Raw genomic sequence first — 18,996 nt, 5'->3', positions numbered from 1 at the left:
GCCAACCTTTCTGACCGGTTGGCGTGATCGACGCTACTAGCCAACTTCCTCGCCTGGAGTACCCGTTCACTCGTCCGGATGGCATATTCCGGGGGAGACTTCCGCTGGACCGTGGCACCGGTGTAACATCCGCCGCTTCCTGCCCGGGAGGACCGGAAGAGGGCCGGAAGAGGACCGGAGGACGGCTCAGCGGGCGTACTCCTTGGCCGCGTCGGCGATGAACTGCCGGGACTGCTCGACGTTCAGCGACTGGGCGCGCAGGTGCTCGTACATCACGGCGTACTTCTGCACGTCGTGGGCCTTCTCCAGGTAGAGGTCACTGGTCACGCCCTCCAGGTAGACGACGCTGGAGTCGGCCGCGTCGGCGAACTCCAGGATCGCGTACTGGCCGTTGAGGCCCGGATGCGCGCCGCACTCGAAGGGCAGCACCTGGACGGTGATGTGCGGCTGCTGGGACATCTCCAGCAGGTACTCCAGCTGCTCGCGCATCACGAGCCGGTTGCCGACGAGCCGGCGCAGCGCGGCCTCGTCCAGCACCACCCACAGGCGAAGGGGGTTGTGTTCTGCGGTGATACGTTCCTGTCGCCGCATCCGGACCTGGACCCGCTTCTCGATGTCGGCGGCGGAGGTCTCCGGCAACGCGCCCTGCACCAGGGCCTCGGCGTACGCCCGGGTCTGCAACAGCCCGGTGACCAGCTGGGGTTCGTACACTCTCAGCGACTCGGCGTCCGTCTCCAGGCCGATGTAGACGCTGTACGGAATGTCCCCGAACGCATGCCACCAGCCTTGCTGCCGCGAATCCCTGGCCATCTCCATCAGGGACTCGACGACCCGCTGGTCCTCGACCTCGTACACCCCGCACAGGTCGCGGACGTCCCGCTGACTGATGCTCCGGCGCCCGTTCTCCAGCCGGCTGATCTTCGACTGCGAAACGAGCAACCGCTCCGCCACTTCCTCCGCCGTCATGCCCTTGAGCTCGCGGAGCCTGCGCAGCTCCTGGCCCAGCCGGCGTCGCCTGACGGTGGGATTGACATTGGACGCCACGGGACGTGCACCTCCGGCTGCCTGCCTGTAACTACCACTTTGCGTATCTGCTGTTGAGCAGACTGCCACCAAGGTGCTTCCTACCGCTGGGAAACAGTGGATATGCGGCGCGTACGCGTCAGTTCGGGCACGTTCCGGATACTCCGGACCCGGGGCGGGCCGGGGGCGGACCGAGGGCGGGCCGAGGGCGGACACGGCCGAGCGGGGCGACGAGGCGCGTACTGCTCGTACGCCTCGCCGCCCCGCTCGGACCAGCGGCTCCCGGAACCGGGTCTCAGGGGTGCTGTGTTGCTGCCGTGGAACTGCGGCTCAGTGCACCACGGCACGGGCCATCGCACCTCGGCGCGGCTGCATCGGAACCCCACGGGCGGGTTCCGGCGCACCGGGCCTGGTGCCTGGTCCGGTCTGCCGCCCGGCGGGGGCGGCGGGGTTACGGCGTGGCTGTGCGGCCGCGCCGTTCTGCACGTCCATGACGGCGTGGGCGACGAGCCCGCCCATGGGGTCGTGCCGGATCAAGTCCCGCAGCCTGGAACGAGAGGACCGTCCCTCGTTGCCCGGATACAGGTGCTTGCCGAGTCCGACCGCGTGGGCCAGGGCGGCGAGCGCGGCGGTCCGCGGGTCCGGCGGAACGCCGGTGCGGATCGCCGAATCCAGCCGGCCACGGATCTCCCGGGTGACGGCGTTGTCCGTCGCCTGGTACCGAGTGGTCGGCAGCACCCCGCACATCTGGCCCGCCACGGCGGCGACCATGCCGCACCGTTCGAGATGCGCGAGATAGATCTGGCGGAGCCCGAGACGCGGCCCGCCGATCCAGTTCACTGCCCGCACGGGAGCGCCACGCCTGCGTAGCAACTCCAACGCGCAGTCCAAAGTCGGATCTCCAGTCGGCCGTGGCTGCACCACGGCGATACGATCCCCGTCTGGGGCTATCCGTCCGGCCAGCGCCAGCTCTACTAGCTGTGCTCCGGCCAGACCGAGGTCGAGCGACTGCGGCTGTGCAGTGGTACCCGTGGCCGGGTCCAGTGCCAGCAGCAGAAGCTCCTCCGGAAGTGTTCTGCGGCTCCTGCCCATCCATGCCTCCCCGCGTGGATGAATGACAGGGTGACCCCTCTCACATTGGTCTGTCGAGGGTGCGTGACCGGTTCGTAAGGGAACCGGTAGGTATGTCGTTCTCGTCTACCGCAGGGGCTAAGCCCGCACACAGGACACTGGTACATGGTTCGGACAGCGCACGGCAACGTGCGAAGCGTGGAGGAGGCATCGGTGGCGGGCGAGTCCCCCGACAGGTCGAAGCAGCGCGAGTCGTCGGCAGAACCGACGTCGGGGAGCGCGGATCCGGTTCCCGAAGCACGCGACCCGCGGCTGGCGGTGGCCGCCGAGAAGGAGACCGCCGGCGGCGTGGACACCGCCACCCGGGTCTTCTCGGTCCGGGACCTGAAGACGGCCGAGGAGACCGGCGAGGGCGACGCGAAGCTCCGCGACGCGGTGGCGGCGTGGGTCCGCACAGGCGAGCCGACGGCGGGCACCGAGGACGCCACGGCCCCGGAGGCCCCTGAGACCCCCGAGGCGGCCACGGAGGCCGCGGACGGCCCCGAGACGCCCGAGGAGCGCCAGGAGACCCCGGAACCCCCGGAGAACGCCGACAAGCCCGCCACGGCGCCCGAGGCAACGACCACCCCAGAGCCCGAGGACACCAAGCCGACGGCAACGGCAACGGCGACGGACGAGCCCGAGGACGCCAGGCCCGAGGCGGCCACCGAGCCCCAAGACGCCACGCCCCAGGCCGAGTCGGCGACCGCCACGGAGCCGGAGGACACCAAGCCGACGGCAACGGCGACGGCGACGGCCGAGCCCGAGGACGCCAGGCCCGAGGCGGCCACCGAGCCCCAAGACGCCACGCCCCAGGGCAAGTCGGCGACCGCCACGGAACCCGAGGACGAGCCCAAGGCCGCGACCGAACCCGAGGACGCCAAGCCCGAAGCGACGGACGAGCCCGAGGACGCCGCGCCGACGGCAACGGACGAGCCCGAAGACGCCAAGCCGACGGCAACGGACGAACCCGAAGACGCCAAGCCGACGGCAACGGACGAGCCCGAAGACGCCGAGCCGACGGCAACGGACGAGCCCGAAGACGCCAAGCCGACGGCAACGGACGAGCCCGAAGACGCCAAGCCCGAAGCAGCGGACGAGCCCGAAGACGCCGCGCCTGAGGACGAGCCGGAGGCGGCCGCCGCGCCCGAGGACGCCAAGTCCGAGTCGACGGACGGTGGTTCGGGGTCTGCGGACGGAGGCGCGGACGCCGACGGCGAGGAGGCACCGCAGGGGCCACCCGCACCTGACAACGATGGCCGCACGGGTGGTGCGGGTGGGAAATCCGAGGGTGGCGAAGGCGAAGCCGAGTCCGCCGTCGACCAGCCCACCACCATGCTCAAGGCCCCCCGCCCCCCGCAGGTCGACCAGCCGACCACCATGCTCAAGCTGGGCGACGCCAAGCCCAAGCCCGCGCCCGCGCCGAAGCCCCCCGGGGACAAGGCCGAGACCGACGCCGAGCGCACCAGCCGGTTCGTCGCCCTCAAGTCGGACATAAAGCAGGGCCCGAAGCCCGAGCCCGCCCCCGCCTCCACCACCCGCACCACCGTCCTCCCCCAGATCGGCCCCGAGCGCACCACCCAGCAACCGCTTCCCCCGAAGCCCCCGCTGGACCTGCTCGCCGAGCTGACCAACACGCCTCCGCCGCCGGAGACCCCGGTCAGGACCCTCTTCCGCCGGGTCAAGATCTGGACGCCCCTGGTCATCGTCGCTCTGATCATCTTTGCGGTCGTACAGAATCTGCGCCCGCTCCCCCAGCCCACCCTCGACCTCACCGCGAAGGACACGTACACCTTCGACGGCAGCAAGGCGGACATCCCCTGGCCGGCCGACGGCCAGGCCGCCCTCGACGTCCAGGGCATCGGCACGTTCGGCTCCTCCGGCGAGCAGAAAGCGGTGCCGATCGCGAGCGTCGCCAAGGTGATGACGGCGTACATCGTCCTGCGCGACCACCCGCTGAAGAGCGGCGCCGCCGGCCCCAAGATCAAGATCGACCAGGCCGCCCAGGACCAGGCGAACGCCGGTCAGGAGTCGACCGTCGACGTGACGGCCGGTGACTCGATCACCCAGCGCGAGGCGCTGGAGAGCATCCTCATCGCCTCCGCCAACAACGTGGCCCGCCTGCTGGCGCGCTGGGACGCGGGTTCCGAGAAGGCGTTCGTGGCGAAGATGAACGCCACCGCGAAGAAGCTCGGGATGACGAACACGACGTACACCGACCCGTCGGGCCTCACGGACTCCACGGTCTCCACCGCGGTGGACCAGGTGAAGCTGGCGAAGGCCGCCATGGCGAGCGAGCCGTCGTTCCGCGAGGTCGCCGCGATGATGTCGTACGACGACTACAAGGGTGTCAACCACTCCAACTGGAACCAGCTGGTCGGCCACAACGACGTCGTCGGCATCAAGACCGGCACCACCACCTCCGCCCTCGGCAACCTGGTCTTCGCCGCGAAGAAGACGGTCGGCGGCCAGACCCGCACGGTCATCGGCGCGGTACTGCGGCAGCCGGCCAGCGCGGCCCCGGACAACAGCATCCTCACCGCCGCCCTCAACGCCGGCGACAAGCTGATCCGGGCCGCCCAGGGCGCGCTGAAGTCGGCGACGATCTACAAGAAGGGCAGCGTCGTCGGGTACGTGGACGACGGGCTCGGGGGCCGCACCCCGGTGGTGGCGACGGAGGACGTCACGGCCGTCGGCTGGTCGGGGCTGAAGGTGAAGCTGTCGTTCCAGGCGGACGACGTGCCGCACACCGCGAAGGCCGGTACCAAGGTCGGCACCCTCACCGTGGGTGACGGCTCCGGCTCCGCCGTCCAGGTGCCGGTCGCCCTGGAGAAGGACCTCGCCGAGCCCGGCTTCACGAGCAAGCTGACCCGCCTCGGCTGACCCATAACCGGCATTCCGTCACCGCACCCCGCCGATGGCGGCCCACCCCAGGGCCCCGCGGCGGGGTGCGTGCTAGCGTCACGAATCAGGGCAGGTCGCCGGTCGCCGGGACACGGCCGCGAACTGGACGGAAAGCGGCCGCCAACACCGTGGAACACGGCCGAGAACAGAAGACGGGACACGGGGAGTGCCTTCAGGTGGCCACAGCGGAGCCGACACGCGCCGACAACGCCGATCCGGGCCCGGTAGCCGGCCCGCGAATAGCCCTGCCGCCGGCGGCAGCGGACCGTACGGAGCGTAAGCTCGGCGACCGGCTGCTGCAGGCCGCCGAGCCGCTGCGCCGGCGCCTGCTGCGCCACCCGGTGCTGTCGGTCACGACCCTCGCCGGCATCCTGCACATCATCTGGTTCTTCACGTTCGCGAACAGCGGCGGCGATCTCGCGGCGCAGGACGCCTGGGCCGAGTTCGTCGGCCGCCACCCGGACTCGGCGTACAACCTCGCCTGGTACGGCGGTATGCACCCGGTGTCGTACAGCGTGGTGTCGCCGTACCTGATGTCGGTGATCGGTGTCCGTACGACGATGATGCTCGCCGGCACCGTCTCGGCCGGTCTGCTGACGCTGCTGCTCATCCGCAGCCGCGCGGTGAAGAACCCCCTGTGGGCCGCGCTCGCCGGGGTGTTCGCGCTGATCTGCAACGCGCTGTCCGGGCGGGTCACCTTCGGGCTCGGCACGATGTTCGCGCTGGCCTCGGTCGGGGCGGTGTTCTGCTGGCCGTACCGCTGGCGGGACAAACGGTGGGCGAAGGCGCTCGTCGCCGCGCCGTTCGCCGCGCTCGCCACCATGTCGTCGCCCGTGGCCGGGCTCTTCGTCGGGCTGGTCGCGGTCGCGCTGTTCCTGCAGAAGCGGCGGCCGGGCGCCTGGGCGCTGGGCCTGGCGCCCGCCGCCGTGGTGGCGGTGTCCGCCTGGCTGTTCCCGTTCTCCGGCACCCAGCCGATGCGCTTCGGCTCGGTGATCATGCCGCTCGCGTACGGCCTGCTCTGCCTGTTCCTGGTCCCGAAGGAGTGGAAGACGGTCCGGCTGACGGCGGCCGTGTACAGCGCCGGCGTGGTGCTGGTGTGGCTGGTCAGCTCGCAGATCGGCTCGAACATCTCGCGGCTGCCGATGCTGTTCGCGGGCGCGACCCTGATCGCGGCCCTCCCGTACACGGTCCCGCGCTCGCGCAGGTACTACACGGTCGTCCTCGCCTTCCTCGGCGTCTGCGGCTGGATCGGCTTCAAGTCCGTCGACGACATCGTCCACACGACCCCGGCCGCGTCCTGGGCCCGCGAACTCGCCCCGCTGGTGCACCAGCTCCAGCAGGTCGGCGCCGAGAAGGGCCGCGTCGAGGTGGTCCCGGCCCGCTCGCACCGGGAGGCGTCCGCGCTCGCGCCGTACGTCAACCTGGCCCGCGGCTGGAACCGCCAGGCCGACATGGAGCGCAACCCCCTCTTCTACGACGACACCCTCAACTCCGCGAACTACCACGAGTGGCTGCAGCGCTGGGCCGTGCACTTCGTGGTCGTGCCGAAGGACCAGCCCGACGGCGACGGCGGCGGCGAACGGGAGCGGGCGCTGGTGCAGCGCGGGATGCCGTACCTGAAGCAGATCTGGGGCGACGCCAACTGGCAGCTGTTCCGGGTGACCGATCCGGTGCCGCTCGCCGAGCCGAACGCGGTGGTGGACAGCGCCGAGCAGGGCGAGCTGACCATCGAGGTCCGCAAGGCCGGGCGGATCCTGATCCGGATCCCGTACTCGCCCTGGCTGAGCATCGTCGACGCGGACGGCAAGAGCTTCAAGGCGCCCCAGGAGACCGAGGCCTCCAAGCACCGGGCCGACGGCAGTCCGAAGACGTACACCAACGTCAACGGCTGCCTGAGGGAGACGCCGGAGGACGCCAAGGGGGACAAGTGGACGATGCTGCTGGCCCCGAAGGCCGGGACGTACCGGCTGGCGGCGCCGTACCAGCTGCCGCGGGGCACGCCCTGCCCCGACGGGCTGAAGTGACCGGCCCGCACGGCTGACATGACAGGCTGCATGACAGGTGGACCGAGTGGATTGACTCTCTGAGTCAATCCACATCCGATCCATATATTCCCAGCTCAGGATTGCAATCCGGGAGGCCGGAGAGGCCTGTCGGCGCCTCCGTGCGCCTCTTTTCATTACTTTTTACTTGACTCTCAATGACGGGCTCAGTTGACTGATTGACATTGATTCGTCGGCCGAGGAGGCAGCGCAGTCATGGGGGACGAGACGTTAGGGATCATCCTGGCGGGAGGCCGGGGCGAACGCGCCAAGCCGCTCACCCTTGCCTCCTCGGACTACATCCGCAGCAAGGCGCTCATCCCGTTCGCCGGCCGGCCCGTCATCGAATGGCTCGTCGAGAACTGCCGGGACCAGGGCATCCGCCGCTTCTACGTGGTCGCCCAGGGCGCCGAGAACCACAGCCAGATCAAGCTCGTGCTCGGCCGCGGCGAGCGGTTCGGCGTCGAGATCCACTACTCCCGGGCCCGGCTGGACCGCTACAACGTCGGCTCCGGCGCCGCCACCCTGCACAACCTCGAACGGTGGGACCTGACCGGCCGCGCCCTGGTCATGCCGGTCGACTCCGTCTTCGAGTTCTCGCTGCGCCGGCTGACCGACGCGCACGACGCCGCCGACGCCGTCGTGACCGTCGCCTCGGTCGGCCGCACGGCCGAGGAGATCGCCGGCAAGTACGGCGTGATGCAGACGGCCGCGGACGGCACCGTCTCGGGCTTCCTGGAGAAGCCCGGCCTCGACCGCGTCCACCGCCTCTTCCCCGAGACATCGTTGCCAGGCACCGCCTTCACCCTGCCCACCAACGCGGGCATGTACCTGGTCGACTGCGGACGCCTGCGGCTGGCGGCCCGCACCCCCGAGATGATCCGGCTCGCCCAGCAGCGCCTCGACTGGGGCGGCGACCTGCTGCCCTGGCTGGTCCGGCGGGGGCTGCCGGTCGCGGCCTCGCCCATCGACCGGCTCGGCGACCTCGGCAGCATCCCGGACTACCTGGCCACCCTCGGCGACGTGCTGCGCGGCCACTACCCGTGGATGAGCCGGGCCATGGGTGCGCCGGTGAGCACCGACCCGAGGTACTGGATCCACGAGTCGAGCCTGCGCACCAAGGACAGCGCGACCGGCACCACCCTCGCCCAGAAGATCTCCGAGGGCAGCGTGGTGCTCGGCCCGGCCGTACGCATCGGGCGGAACGCCGAGATCGGCCCCGGCGTGAAGCTGCGCTACACGGACGTCGGCGACGACGTCGACATCGACGAAGGGGCCCGGCTCAGCCGGACGGCGATCGGCGACGGCGCCGTCGTCGGGCCGTACGCCCGGGTCACCGACTCGTACGTGGGGCCCATGGCGCAGGTGCACTCCGCCCGCGACAACCCCGTCCGGCTCGTCCACTCGGCGATCGGCGAGGCCGCCGACCTGCGTCCCGGCACCCGGCTCTCGGGGGTGAGCGTCTATCCGCGGCTGCGGGTCCCCGCCCTCACCGGGCTGCCCACCGGCACCCATCTGACCAGCTCCGACGACATCCTGCGCTGGATCTGAACCGCTGCATCCGACACCGCTGGATCCGAACCGCCGGATCCCAACCACCGGATCCCAACCGCTGCATCCCAACCGCCGGATCCGAACCGCCGGATCCGAATCCGCGCCCCGGCACCCACCCGCTCCGTCCCGCACGTCATCCGTCCGGCTCGGCTACCGCCCTGGGGAGTTTTCTCGATGGACAGCCCGATCGCAGTCATAGGAGGGACCGGCCGGGTCGGCCGGCTCGTCACCCGGCAGTTGCTGGCCCGGGGCGAGACCGTCCGGGTCATCGGCCGCAGCACCCAGCGCGCCCGGCGGCACATGCCCGCGCAGGCGCAGTACTTCACGGCCGACGTACGCGACCCCGGCACGCTGAGCACCCCGCTGCACGGGTGCGCCGCCGTCGTCTACGCCGTGGAACCCGGCACCGACGCCGCCGGCCCGGACAGCCCGGAGTCGACCCTGCACGGCGGTGTCCGGCACGTCCTCGACGCCCTGGGCGCCGCCCTGACCGGCCGCCACTTCGTGCTCGTCAGCCAGCGGCACGTCACCCGCCGCGACCACCCCATGAACGCCTACGGCAGGATGCTGGACTGGCGGCTGGCCGGCGAGGACGCGGTCCGCTCCTCGGGCCTGCCCTACACGGTGATCCGGCCGGGCTGGCTGACCGACGAGCCCGGACACGGCGTGCTGCACCTGGAACAGGGCGACGTCGGCGACGGGTTCGTGGCCCGCTCGCACGTCGCCGAGGCCTGCGTCCGGGCGATCGGCTCGCCCGCGGCGCACGGCGTGACGTTCGAGATGCGCAGCGAGACCGGCCCGGCCTCCGGCGCCGTGCCCTGGGGCGAACTCTTCGCCGGGCTGCGGGCCGACGCCCCGGCCGGGACCAGGGCGGTGTTCGCATGAGCGTCTCCACCGAGGCCCAGGACCAGCCGGCCGCCGGCGCCACGACCGCCGCCACCACCACGACGACGGATGCCACGAACCCGTACATGACCCTGCCCGCCGACCACGACACCGAGACCGGCACCCTCGGCGTCCCCCAGCCCGGCGTCACCCCGGGCCACCCGCAGCCGCTGGGCAGCACCGTCGACGCCGGCGGGGTGAACTTCTCGGTCTTCTCCGAGCACGCCACCCGTGTCGACCTGCTGCTCTTCGAGAACTGCGACAGTCCCGAGCCCTACCGGACCATCCGGCTGCACCCCGGGCGGCACCGCAGCTTCCACTTCTGGCACTGCCATGTGCAGGGGCTGGGCGCCGGCCAGGTCTACGCCTACCGCATGGACGGTCCGCGCGACCCCGCCGCCGGGGGCAGCCGCTTCGACCACCGCAAGGTGCTGCTCGACCCCTACGCCCGCGCCAACGTCAACAGCTGCTGGGAGCGGACCCGCGCGATCGGCCCCGGGGACAACGTCGAGTACTCGATGCGCAGCCTGGTGGTCGACCTGGACGACTACGACTGGGAGGGCGACACCCCGCTGCGCACCCCGATGGCCGACACGGTCGTCTACGAGATGCACGTCCGCGGCTTCACCGCCTCGCCGACCTCCGGGGCGGCCCATCCCGGGACCTTCTCGGCCGTCATCGAGAAGATCCCGCACCTGCAGGAACTCGGTGTCACCGCCGTGGAGTTGCTGCCGGTCTTCGACTTCGACGAGACCCAGGTGCTGCGGACCGGCCCCGACGGCACCCCGCTGCGCAACTACTGGGGCTACGACCCGTACGGGTTCTTCGCCCCGCACACCGGCTACTGCTCCAGCCCCCATCTGGCCACCCACATCACCGAGTTCCGCGACATGGTGAAGGCGTTCCACAAGGCGGGCATCGAGGTCATCCTCGACGTGGTCTTCAACCACACCAGCGAGGGCAACGAGTTCGGGCCGACGATCAGTTTCCGGGGCGCGGCGAACGAGGCCTACTACCACCTGTGGCCGCAGGACCGCTCGCACTACATGGACTTCACCGGGTGCGGGAACGCGGTCAACGCCAACCACCCCATCGTCACCAAGTTCATCCTGGAGTCGCTGGAGTACTGGGTCTCCGAGCACCACGTCGACGGCTTCCGCTTCGACCTCGCCTCGGAGCTGTCCCGCGGTCCGATGGGCTACGAGATGGCGGTGCCGCCCGCGCTGTGGGCGATCGAGCTGTCGCAGATCCTGGCCGAGACGAAGATCATCGCGGAGCCCTGGGACGGCGGCGGGCTCTACCAGGTGGGCCGGTTCCCGGGGAAGCGCTGGGCGCAGTGGAACGGCCCCTTCCGGGACGACGTACGGCGGTTCGTGCGCGGCGACGCGGGCATCGCCGGCGAGGTCGCCTCCCGGCTCGGCGGCTCGGCCGACCTGTTCGCCCCGCAGGAGGAACTGCCCACCAACAGCATCAACTTCGTGACCTGCCACGACGGTTTCACCCTCAACGACCTGGTCAGCTACAACACCAAGCACAACCACGCCAACGGTGAGGCGAACGCCGACGGGGCGAACGAGAACTACAGCTGGAACTGCGGCTCCGAGGGCCCCGCGGACGACCCCGAGGTGGAGGGGCTGCGGGTGCGGCAGGTCAAGAACCTGCTGTCGATCCTCATGCTCAGCCGCGGCGTCCCGATGCTGCTGGCCGGCGACGAGTTCCGCAACAGCCAGGCCGGCAACAACAACGGCTACTGCCAGGACGGCCCGCTCTCCTGGCTCGACTGGGAGCAGGCGAAGACCGAACGGGAGACGCTCGGGTTCACCCGGGGCGTCATCGGGCTGCGCAAGCGCTACCGCACCCTCCGTGAGCCGCAGTTCTTCTCCGAGCGGCTCAACCCCCGCCTGCTGCCCGACATCACCTGGCACGGCACGCGGCTGCACCAGCCGGGCTGGGAGAACCCCGACGCCCACGTGCTGGCCTGCACGTACGGCGGTTTCGACGGCGACCCGGACCTGCACCTGGTCCTCAACATGTACCACCTGGGCCTCGACTTCGAGCTGCCCGACCTCCCCGGCCACCGCTGGCACCGCGTCCTGGACACGGCCCGGCCGGCCCCGTACGAGATCCTCCCGCCCGGAGCGGAGGAGCCGGTCGACGGTCCCACCTATCACGCCCAGGGCCGCAGCGTCGTGCTGCTGGCGGCCCTGCCCGACGAGAAGGGCACGCGACGATGAGCGCACTCTCCCAACGACGCATCACCTCCGACACCCTGGCGGGTTACGTCACCCACTACAGCCCCACAAGGCGCATGTTCGGTCTGCGCAGCCCGGACGGGCGTGAGTTCACGGTCCACCTGACCCACAACGCCGTCTCCCGCATCGTCCGCAACCTCGGCGACTCCTACCGCGACACCACGGCCGACACCGTCGACATGCTGGCCGAGGGCCGGTTCCTGTTCGCGTACGGGATCCTCTACGAGTGGGAGGGCGGCGCCCGCTTCGACGCGAAGGAGATCACCTTCCCGGAGGAGAGCCGGGGCCAGTACGTCTTCGAGCACCCGAACTGGTGGGTGCAGCAGGCCGCCGCGATCGCCGACTTCTACCTGCGCGGCCAGTTCCCGGACGGGAACTACGACTGGCGCACCTTCCGCACCCACCTGACCCTCAGCGGCACCCACTTACCGGACTTCCACGGCAAGGACGTCCGGCAGGAGACCGACACCATCTCCCGGCTGGTGTACGGGCTGGCCACCGCCTACCTGCTGACCGGCGAGGACCGCTTCCTGGAGGCGGCCCAGTCCGGCACCGAGTACCTGCGCGAGCACATGCGGGTGGACGACCAGGCGGACGGGATCACGTACTGGTACCACGGCATCGACATCACGGCGGGCGGCCACCGGCCGGTCTTCGCCTCGGAGTTCGGCGACGACTACGACGCGATCCCGATGTACGAGCAGATCTACGCGCTGGCCGGCCCCACCCAGACCTTCCGGATCACCGGCGACCCGAAGATCCTGAACGACATCGACCGCACGGTCGCCCTGTTCCAGAAGTACTTCCGCGACCCGGTCGAGGGCGGGTTCTTCTCGCACCTGGACCCGATCGCCCTCGACCCGGGCGCCGACTCGCTGGGCCGCAACCGGTCCCGCAAGAACTGGAACTCGGTCGGCGACCACGCCCCGGCGTACCTGATCAACGCCTATCTGGCGACCGGCCGTCCGGACTTCGCGGCGCTCCTGGAGGAGACCGCGGACACGATCGTCAAGCGGTTCCCGGACGAGCCCAACTCCCCGTTCGTGCAGGAGCGGTTCCACGCCGACTGGAGCCCGGACCGCACCTGGGGCTGGCAGCAGGACCGCGCGGTGGTCGGCCACAACCTCAAGATCACCTGGAACCTGACCCGCATCAAGGCCCTGCACGACAAGCCCGAGTACGGCACCACGGCGGAGCGGATCGCCGAGCTGATGCCCTCGGTGGGCAGCGACGGCCTGCGCAGCGGCTGGTACGACGTGGTGGAGCGGCAGCCCGACCCGGACAGCGGCATCCACCGCATGGTCTGGCACGACCGCAAGGCCTGGTGGCAGCAGGAGCAGGCGATCCTCGCCTACCTCATCCTGGCCAGCACCACCGACGACCCCGAGCACCTGCGGCTGGCCCGGGAGGCGGCGGCGTTCTACAACGCGTACTTCCTCGACTACGAGGACGGCGGCGTCTACTTCAACGTCCTGGCCAACGGCATCCCGTACCTGCTGGGCACCGAGCGGCTCAAGGGCAGCCACGCGATGGCGGGCTACCACGCGCTGGAGCTCTGCTACCTGTCGGCGACCTACACCGGTCTGCTGCTCGGCAACGACCCGGTGACCCTGCACTTCCGGCCGCGCCCCGACGACCTCCCGGAGCGGCTGCTGCGGGTGGCGCCGGACCTGCTGCCGGCCGGCTCGGCGGAGCTGACCCGGGTGTGGGTGGACGGGCAGCCGTACCAGAACTTCGACGCCAAGGACCTGACCGTACGGCTGCCGGAGGGCGGCGAACCGGTGCGGGTGCGGGTGGAGCTGGAGCCCGCGCAGATGCGGCTGCGGATGCGCAGCGAGTTCGACGGCGGCACCGCCCACATCAGCTGCCGCGGCGTGATCGACGCGGCCGAACTGGGCAAGTTCCGCAGGATCCTGGCCGAGGTCATGGCGGCCACCCCCGGACGGGTGGAGTTCCACCTCTGCGAGACCAGCGAGATGTGCCGGTCCGCCATCAACGAGCTGCTGTTCCAGCGCACCAAGGCGGGGCTCGACGTCGACTTCGTGATCGTGGGCTGCGCCCTGCCGGAGGTCGCGGACGCGCTGCTCGCCACGGACGCCTTCCTGCTGGAGGGTGGTGACGACTGCAACCATGAGTGATCTCGCGACCATCACCCTCCCGTTACCGTCCGTGCGTACCCCGGGCGCCCCGCCCGGTGCCCACGACCTGCCGGCCTACTGCGGCGAGCTGTTCGGCCAGTTCACCCGGGCCGACCAGCGCCGCTGGGGCGAGGTGTACCTGCGCGGCCTGCTGGCCGTGCCCGGCCGCAAGACGCCCGCCCGGATCACCGAGCAGGTGCTGGGGCGGCGGGCGGTGCAGCAGATCCAGCAGTTCGTGAACCAGAGCCCCTGGGCGTCCGCGCCGGTGCGCGGCCGGCTGGCCGGGCAGATGGCCCGGGCCTTCCGGGCCGAGGCCTGGTCGGTGGACGAGGTCGTCTTCGCCAAGAACGGCGACCGCTCGGTCGGCGTGGCCCGCCAGTACGCGGCCTCCCAGGAGCGCACCGTCAACTGCCAGCTGGCGCTGGCGACCTCGCTGGTGGGGCACGCCGGCGGGGTCCCGGTGAACTGGCGCCTGGTGCTGCCGACCCGCTGGGACCGGGACGAGGGTCTGCGCGGCCAGGCGCACCTGCCGGAGCACGAGCGCTGCCGTCCGCGGTGGAGCTATGTCCTGGAGGCGCTCGACGAGATGCTCGACGAGTGGTCCCTGGAGCCGCTGCCGGTGCTGGCCGACTGGCGCGGCGACGGGGACCCGGACCCCCTGTTACGGGGTCTGGAGGCCCGCGGTCTCGGCTATGTGGTCCAGGCATCGCCGCACACGCCGGTGCTGCTCCCCCGCGGACGGGCCACCGCCCGCGGGGCCGGCGGCACCCTGGCCGAACTCGCCGCGCACGCCGTCCGGCAGACCGAGCGGACGTCGGTGACCTGGCACGACCCGGTGACCGAACGCATGTGTCACTCGGAGTTCCTGACCGTGCCGGTGCTGCTGCGGGCCGAGCGCTCGCCGGAGGGCTGCCCGACCACGGTCCCGCGGCCGCGGATGCTCCTCGCGGACTGGCCCTACGGCCGGCCGCAGCCGCGGGCCTACTGGCTGACCAACCTGCCGGTGCGCCGGCTCGCGGAGCTGGTGCTGCTGGCCCGGCTGCGCAGGTTCGCCGGGGAGGCGCTGGGCCGGATGCACGACGAGTTCGGCCTCGGTGACTTCGAGGGCCGCTCCTTCCGGGGCTGGCACCACCACGTCACCCTGGCCTCGGCCGCCCTCGGCTTCGACATGGTGCGCCAGCAGGCCGACGAGAGAGCCCTGAGCACCCCGCATGCCTGACCGGCACCACCGAGGCGGCCCCGCGCGGACACCACCGCACGGGGCCGCCGCATGCTCACTTCTCCCAGCCGACCTTCGTGAAGTCGATGTCGCCGAGGCCCGGGACGCCGTAGTTGGCCAGGCCCTTGCGGACGGCGAGGATCTGGGGGCGCTGGTAGAGCTCGATGTCGTGGCCGAGCCGCCAGATCTCGGTGTCCGCCTCGTTGTAGAGGCGCTCTGCGGTCCGTTCGTCGAGGGTGCCGGCGGCCCGGTCGAGGAGCTGGTCCACCTTCGCCGAGCCGACCCGGCCGTAGTTCTCGAAGACCTGCCCGCCGGCCGGGCGCCGGTAGATGGCGTGGGCGGAGCTCGGGTACGTCAGCCCGGTGAACCGGAAGATCGCGAGGTCGAAGTTGCCCTTGTCCAGGTACTGCGGGCCGTAGGCCGAGGCGGGCACCTTCTCGATGTCGACGCGGACGCCGGCCCGGGCCAGCATCTGCTGGACGAGCTGGGCGAGGTCCTCGCCGAGCCGGTTGGTGCCCTCGCTCAGCACCAGGCGCAGGGTGAGGCTGCGGCCGTCCTTCGTCCTGGGCTTCCCGGCGCCCTGGCTGCGCCAGCCCGCGCGGTCGAGGGCGCGCTCGGCGGCCTTCAGGTCGAAGCGGCCGTACGGGCCGGAGTCGTCGGCGTAGCCGGGCTGGTTGGTCATGTAGAAGTGGTTGCCGAGCAGCGGCACCTTCACCGGCAGGCCCGAGGCCGCGACCTGGGCGAGCGCCGGGCGGTCCACGGCCTGCTGCAGGGCGCCTCGCACCGCCCGGTCGGCCAGTGGCCCGGCGGCGCCGTTCAGCGTGATGTGCACCTCGTCCCAGGCGGAGCCGATCCGGATGGCGGTGTCCGGCGCCTTCGCCAGCTGGGCGTAGGCCTCGCTGGTGGCGGCGTTGACGGCGTCGACCTCGCCGTTGAGGAAGGCCTGCAGGGCGGCGTCGGGGTCGAGGACGCGGAAGACGATGCGGTCGAGCCGGGGCCGGGTGCCCCACCACGCGGCGTCGGGGACGAGGGTGAGGGTCTGCGCCGTGCGGTCGACGGAGGCGAGCCTGAAGGGGCCCGCGGTGACCGGGAGCCGGCCCTGCCAGTCGGAGTCGAAGTGCTGGGGGCTGTCGTAGGCGACGGCCGGGAAGAGCGGGGTGAAGAGCCGGCGCCAGTCGGCGTACGGCTTCTTGAAGGTGACCCGGACCTCGTGCGCGCCGGCGCCCTGGCGGACGTCGGCGATCCGGTCGTAGCCGCTCGGGTCGGCGACCAGGTACCGGTCGTCGCCGCCGCCGACCGCGTGCCACTGGGCGGCGAAGTCCCGCCAGCTCAGGGCCCGGCCGTCGGACCAGCGGGCCTTCGGGTTGAGCCGGTAGGTGACGACCTGGCGGGAGCCCGCGGTGGAGACGGTGGCGGAGGTCAGGTAGTCCCGCACGATGCGGGGGACGCCCTCGGCGTCGCGGGTGAAGAGCCGCGGCTCCGTCATCGTGTCGACGGTCCACACGTCGTCCAGGGCGCCGTCGACGTGGTTGAAGTTGAACTGCGTGATCATCTGTGTGATCGGCAGGGTCAGGGTCCCTCCGGAGCGGAGGTCCCCGGACGGCAGGGCGTTGATGTCGTAGGTGCCGTAGGCGGGAAGCGCCCGGTGCCGGGAGTCGTCGTGTCCGCCGGAGCCGGAGCATCCGGTTGTCGCGAGGGCGACGAGCGCCCAGACGGCCAGCCACGCGGCCCCAGCCCGTAATCGCTCCACCTGCCAGCCCCTCCGGCGTCGCGGCACCGCCAACTACCTTGACTTTCCTGCGAATTGTGGCGTGGGAGCTTAACATCACGATGTTTCCCTCAAATGAAGAGAAGGCAGACTCCATCCCCCGGCGGACGCCCGCGCTCCGCCCCGGCCGTCACTCTCCGTGCCCCGTCAGGAGTCCCATGTTCTTCCTGATCGCCAGGCGCCTGGCCCGCTGCATGGTCCTGTTCCTCGTCTCCCTGGTCCTCTCCTACGCGCTCGCCTCGACCGCGCTCGATCCCCGCGCCTACTTCGAGGACCGCAGGCCACCGCCGCCGGCCCGGGTCGTCGACCGCGAGCTGTCCCGGCTCGGCATGGACGACCGCGCCCCGCTGCCGGAGCGCTTCGCGCACTGGGCGGACCGCGCCGTCCACGGCGACCTGGGCCGCACCATCGACGACCAGTCCGTGACCGCCGAATTCGGCCGCCGGATCGGCGTGTCGGTACGGCTGCTGCTGGTGGGCACGGTGACCGGCACGGCCGTCGGCACGCTGGCCGGGGTGTGGGCGGCGGTCCGCCGCGGCGGGCTCGGCGACCGGGCGCTGGCCGGGTTCTCCTTCGCGGTGCTGTGCGTGCCCACCTTCGTGCTGGCGCTGCTCCTGAAGACCGGGGCGCTCGCGGTCAACCGGGCCGCGGGCGGCACCGTCGTCAAGTACACCGGCGAGCACACCCCCGGGCTCCAGGGCGACTGGACGGTCCAGCTGCGGGACACGGCGGCCCACCTGGTCCTCCCGGCGCTCTGTGTGGCGCTCGCGGCGATCGCCCTGTACAGCCGCTACCAGCGCGCCGCCACCCTGGACGTGCTCGGTGCGGACCACCTGCGCACCGCCCGCGCCAAGGGGCTCACCCCGGGCCGTGCGCTGCTGCGGCACGGGCTGCGGATCTCGCTGGTGCCGGTGACGGTCTTCTTCTCCTTCGGCGTCCTCACCCTGGTCACCGGGTCCGTGTTCACCGAGCGGGTCTTCGGCTGGCCCGGCATGGGCAGCTGGCTGATCGACTCGGTGGAGAAGGGCGACGTGAACTCGGTGGTGGCGGTCGACGGCTTCGCCGCGGCCGTCGTCCTGCTGGCGGGGCTGGTCGCGGACGTCCTGCACGCGCTGCTCGATCCCCGGGTGCGGCAGCCGTGAGAGCGGGGCGGCGCGGGCGCGCGGTGCTCGGCCGGCTGGCCCGGCACCCGGGGGCGCTGTGCGGGCTCGCGCTGCTGCTGGCCCTGGTGGTGCTCGCGGTCGCCGGGCCGTACGTGTGCCGGTGGTCCTACGCGGACGTCGACTACACGGCGCTGCGGCAGCCGCCGGACGCGCGGCACTGGATGGGCACCAACCGGATCGGGCAGGACGTGTTCGCCCAGGTCGCGCACGGACTGCGGAAGTCGCTGCTGATCGGGGCACTGGTGGCGGCGGTCGCCACCGGTCTTGCGGCGGCGGTGGGCGCCTCGGCGGGCTACTTCGGCGGCTGGACGGACCGGTTGCTGATGCTCGTGGCGGACCTGCTGCTGGTTCTCCCCGGCTTCCTGGTCCTTGTGGTGCTCGCCCCGCGCCTTCGCCGGTGGGGCTGGCTCGCGGTGGCCGGGCTGCTCGCCCTGCTGGGCTGGACGGTCACGGCGCGGGCGGTGCGCGGCCTGACCCGCTCGCTGAAGGAGCAGCAGTTCGTGGTGGTGGCGCGGCTGATGGGGGTCGGGCCGGTGCGGATCATCTGGCGGCACGTGTTGCCGCACCTGGCCTCGTTCCTGATCACCGACGCGACGGTCACGGTGGCCGGGGCGGTGGTCAGCGAGGCCGGGCTGTCCTACTTCGGCTTCGGCGTCCAGCCGCCGGACGTCTCCCTGGGCACGCTGATCGCGGACGCGTCCGACGTGGCCCTGGTGTATCCGTGGATGTTCTTCTTCCCTGCGGGTCTGCTGATCGCGTTCGTGCTGGCGGTCAGCCTCCTCGGCAACGCCCTGCGCGACGCCCTGGACCCCACGACGGTACGGTCCGCCGGGCCGCCCCGCGGTGTCGTGTCGGGGCTCGCGTGACGGGCGCGGGCCCGGCGGCGCGCGGGGCGGCGGGGCGTGGACCTGCGGGGCGTGAACCGGCGGGGCGTGGAC

At 71.6% G+C, this 18,996-nt stretch carries 12 protein-coding genes; 9 read left to right on the top strand and 3 right to left on the bottom strand.

Annotated elements, in window-relative coordinates; translation table 11 throughout:
* Window positions 1-186: 186 nt before the first annotated feature.
* Together ACFWPQ_RS21775 and ACFWPQ_RS21770 are read right to left on the bottom strand one after the other, a co-directional pair.
* Window positions 187-1,044, bottom strand: a complete 858-nt coding sequence (locus tag ACFWPQ_RS21775; protein WP_089102094.1) for a helix-turn-helix transcriptional regulator — start codon at window positions 1,042-1,044, stop codon at window positions 187-189.
* Between the two features lie 309 nt (window positions 1,045-1,353).
* The gene (locus ACFWPQ_RS21770; protein WP_384037041.1) at window positions 1,354-2,115 is read right to left on the bottom strand and encodes a GPP34 family phosphoprotein; all 762 of its coding nucleotides are present in this window, start codon (window positions 2,113-2,115) and stop codon (window positions 1,354-1,356) included.
* 177 nt (window positions 2,116-2,292) lie between these two features.
* Here ACFWPQ_RS21770 and ACFWPQ_RS21765 point away from each other — a divergent pair, with 177 nt between their 5' ends.
* The 7 genes from ACFWPQ_RS21765 (at window position 2,293) to ACFWPQ_RS21735 (ending at window position 15,127) form a co-directional block, all read left to right on the top strand.
* Window positions 2,293-5,016: a serine hydrolase gene (locus ACFWPQ_RS21765; RefSeq protein WP_384037038.1), complete on the top strand. Its 2,724-nt coding sequence runs from the start codon at window positions 2,293-2,295 to the stop codon at window positions 5,014-5,016.
* A gap of 197 nt (window positions 5,017-5,213) precedes the next feature.
* Window positions 5,214-7,061: an MFS transporter gene (locus ACFWPQ_RS21760; protein ID WP_384037035.1), complete on the top strand. Its 1,848-nt coding sequence runs from the start codon at window positions 5,214-5,216 to the stop codon at window positions 7,059-7,061.
* 234 nt (window positions 7,062-7,295) lie between these two features.
* A complete protein-coding gene (locus ACFWPQ_RS21755; RefSeq protein ID WP_384037033.1) occupies window positions 7,296-8,630 on the top strand; it encodes a sugar phosphate nucleotidyltransferase in 1,335 nt (444 codons plus the stop codon).
* Between the two features lie 177 nt (window positions 8,631-8,807).
* On the top strand, window positions 8,808-9,518 hold the full coding sequence (locus ACFWPQ_RS21750; protein ID WP_361296490.1) for an SDR family oxidoreductase: 711 nt from the start codon (window positions 8,808-8,810) through the stop codon (window positions 9,516-9,518).
* Window positions 9,519-9,604: 86 nt separating this feature from the next.
* Window positions 9,605-11,752 (top strand): glycogen debranching protein GlgX, encoded by a 2,148-nt coding sequence (glgX, locus tag ACFWPQ_RS21745; RefSeq protein ID WP_384037414.1) that lies wholly within the window; start codon window positions 9,605-9,607, stop codon window positions 11,750-11,752.
* Complete coding sequence (locus ACFWPQ_RS21740) at window positions 11,749-13,908, top strand: AGE family epimerase/isomerase (RefSeq protein WP_384037029.1); 2,160 nt, start codon at window positions 11,749-11,751, stop codon at window positions 13,906-13,908. The genes glgX and ACFWPQ_RS21740 overlap by 4 nt, the downstream gene beginning before the upstream one ends.
* Complete coding sequence (locus ACFWPQ_RS21735; protein ID WP_384037026.1) at window positions 13,901-15,127, top strand: IS701 family transposase; 1,227 nt, start codon at window positions 13,901-13,903, stop codon at window positions 15,125-15,127. The genes ACFWPQ_RS21740 and ACFWPQ_RS21735 overlap by 8 nt, the downstream gene beginning before the upstream one ends.
* Window positions 15,128-15,182: 55 nt before the next feature.
* Here the strand turns inward: ACFWPQ_RS21735 and ACFWPQ_RS21730 are convergent, their stop codons facing one another.
* Window positions 15,183-16,904, bottom strand: a complete 1,722-nt coding sequence (locus tag ACFWPQ_RS21730) for an ABC transporter family substrate-binding protein (protein WP_384037023.1) — start codon at window positions 16,902-16,904, stop codon at window positions 15,183-15,185.
* Between the two features lie 149 nt (window positions 16,905-17,053).
* Between ACFWPQ_RS21730 and ACFWPQ_RS21725 the strand changes: the two genes are divergently transcribed.
* Both ACFWPQ_RS21725 and ACFWPQ_RS21720 read left to right on the top strand, forming a co-directional pair.
* A complete protein-coding gene (locus ACFWPQ_RS21725; RefSeq protein ID WP_384037020.1) occupies window positions 17,054-18,037 on the top strand; it encodes an ABC transporter permease in 984 nt (327 codons plus the stop codon).
* On the top strand, window positions 18,034-18,924 hold the full coding sequence (locus ACFWPQ_RS21720; protein WP_384037017.1) for an ABC transporter permease: 891 nt from the start codon (window positions 18,034-18,036) through the stop codon (window positions 18,922-18,924). The genes ACFWPQ_RS21725 and ACFWPQ_RS21720 overlap by 4 nt, the downstream gene beginning before the upstream one ends.
* Window positions 18,925-18,996: the final 72 nt, after the last annotated feature.

Origin of the sequence: Streptomyces sp. NPDC058464, from assembly GCF_042721035.1 — a bacterium.
In the GTDB taxonomy this organism is placed as follows: Bacteria; Actinomycetota; Actinomycetes; order Streptomycetales; family Streptomycetaceae; genus Streptomyces.
Note: the sequence above shows the minus strand (reverse complement) of the source record. Positions and strands in the feature narration are given on the sequence as shown.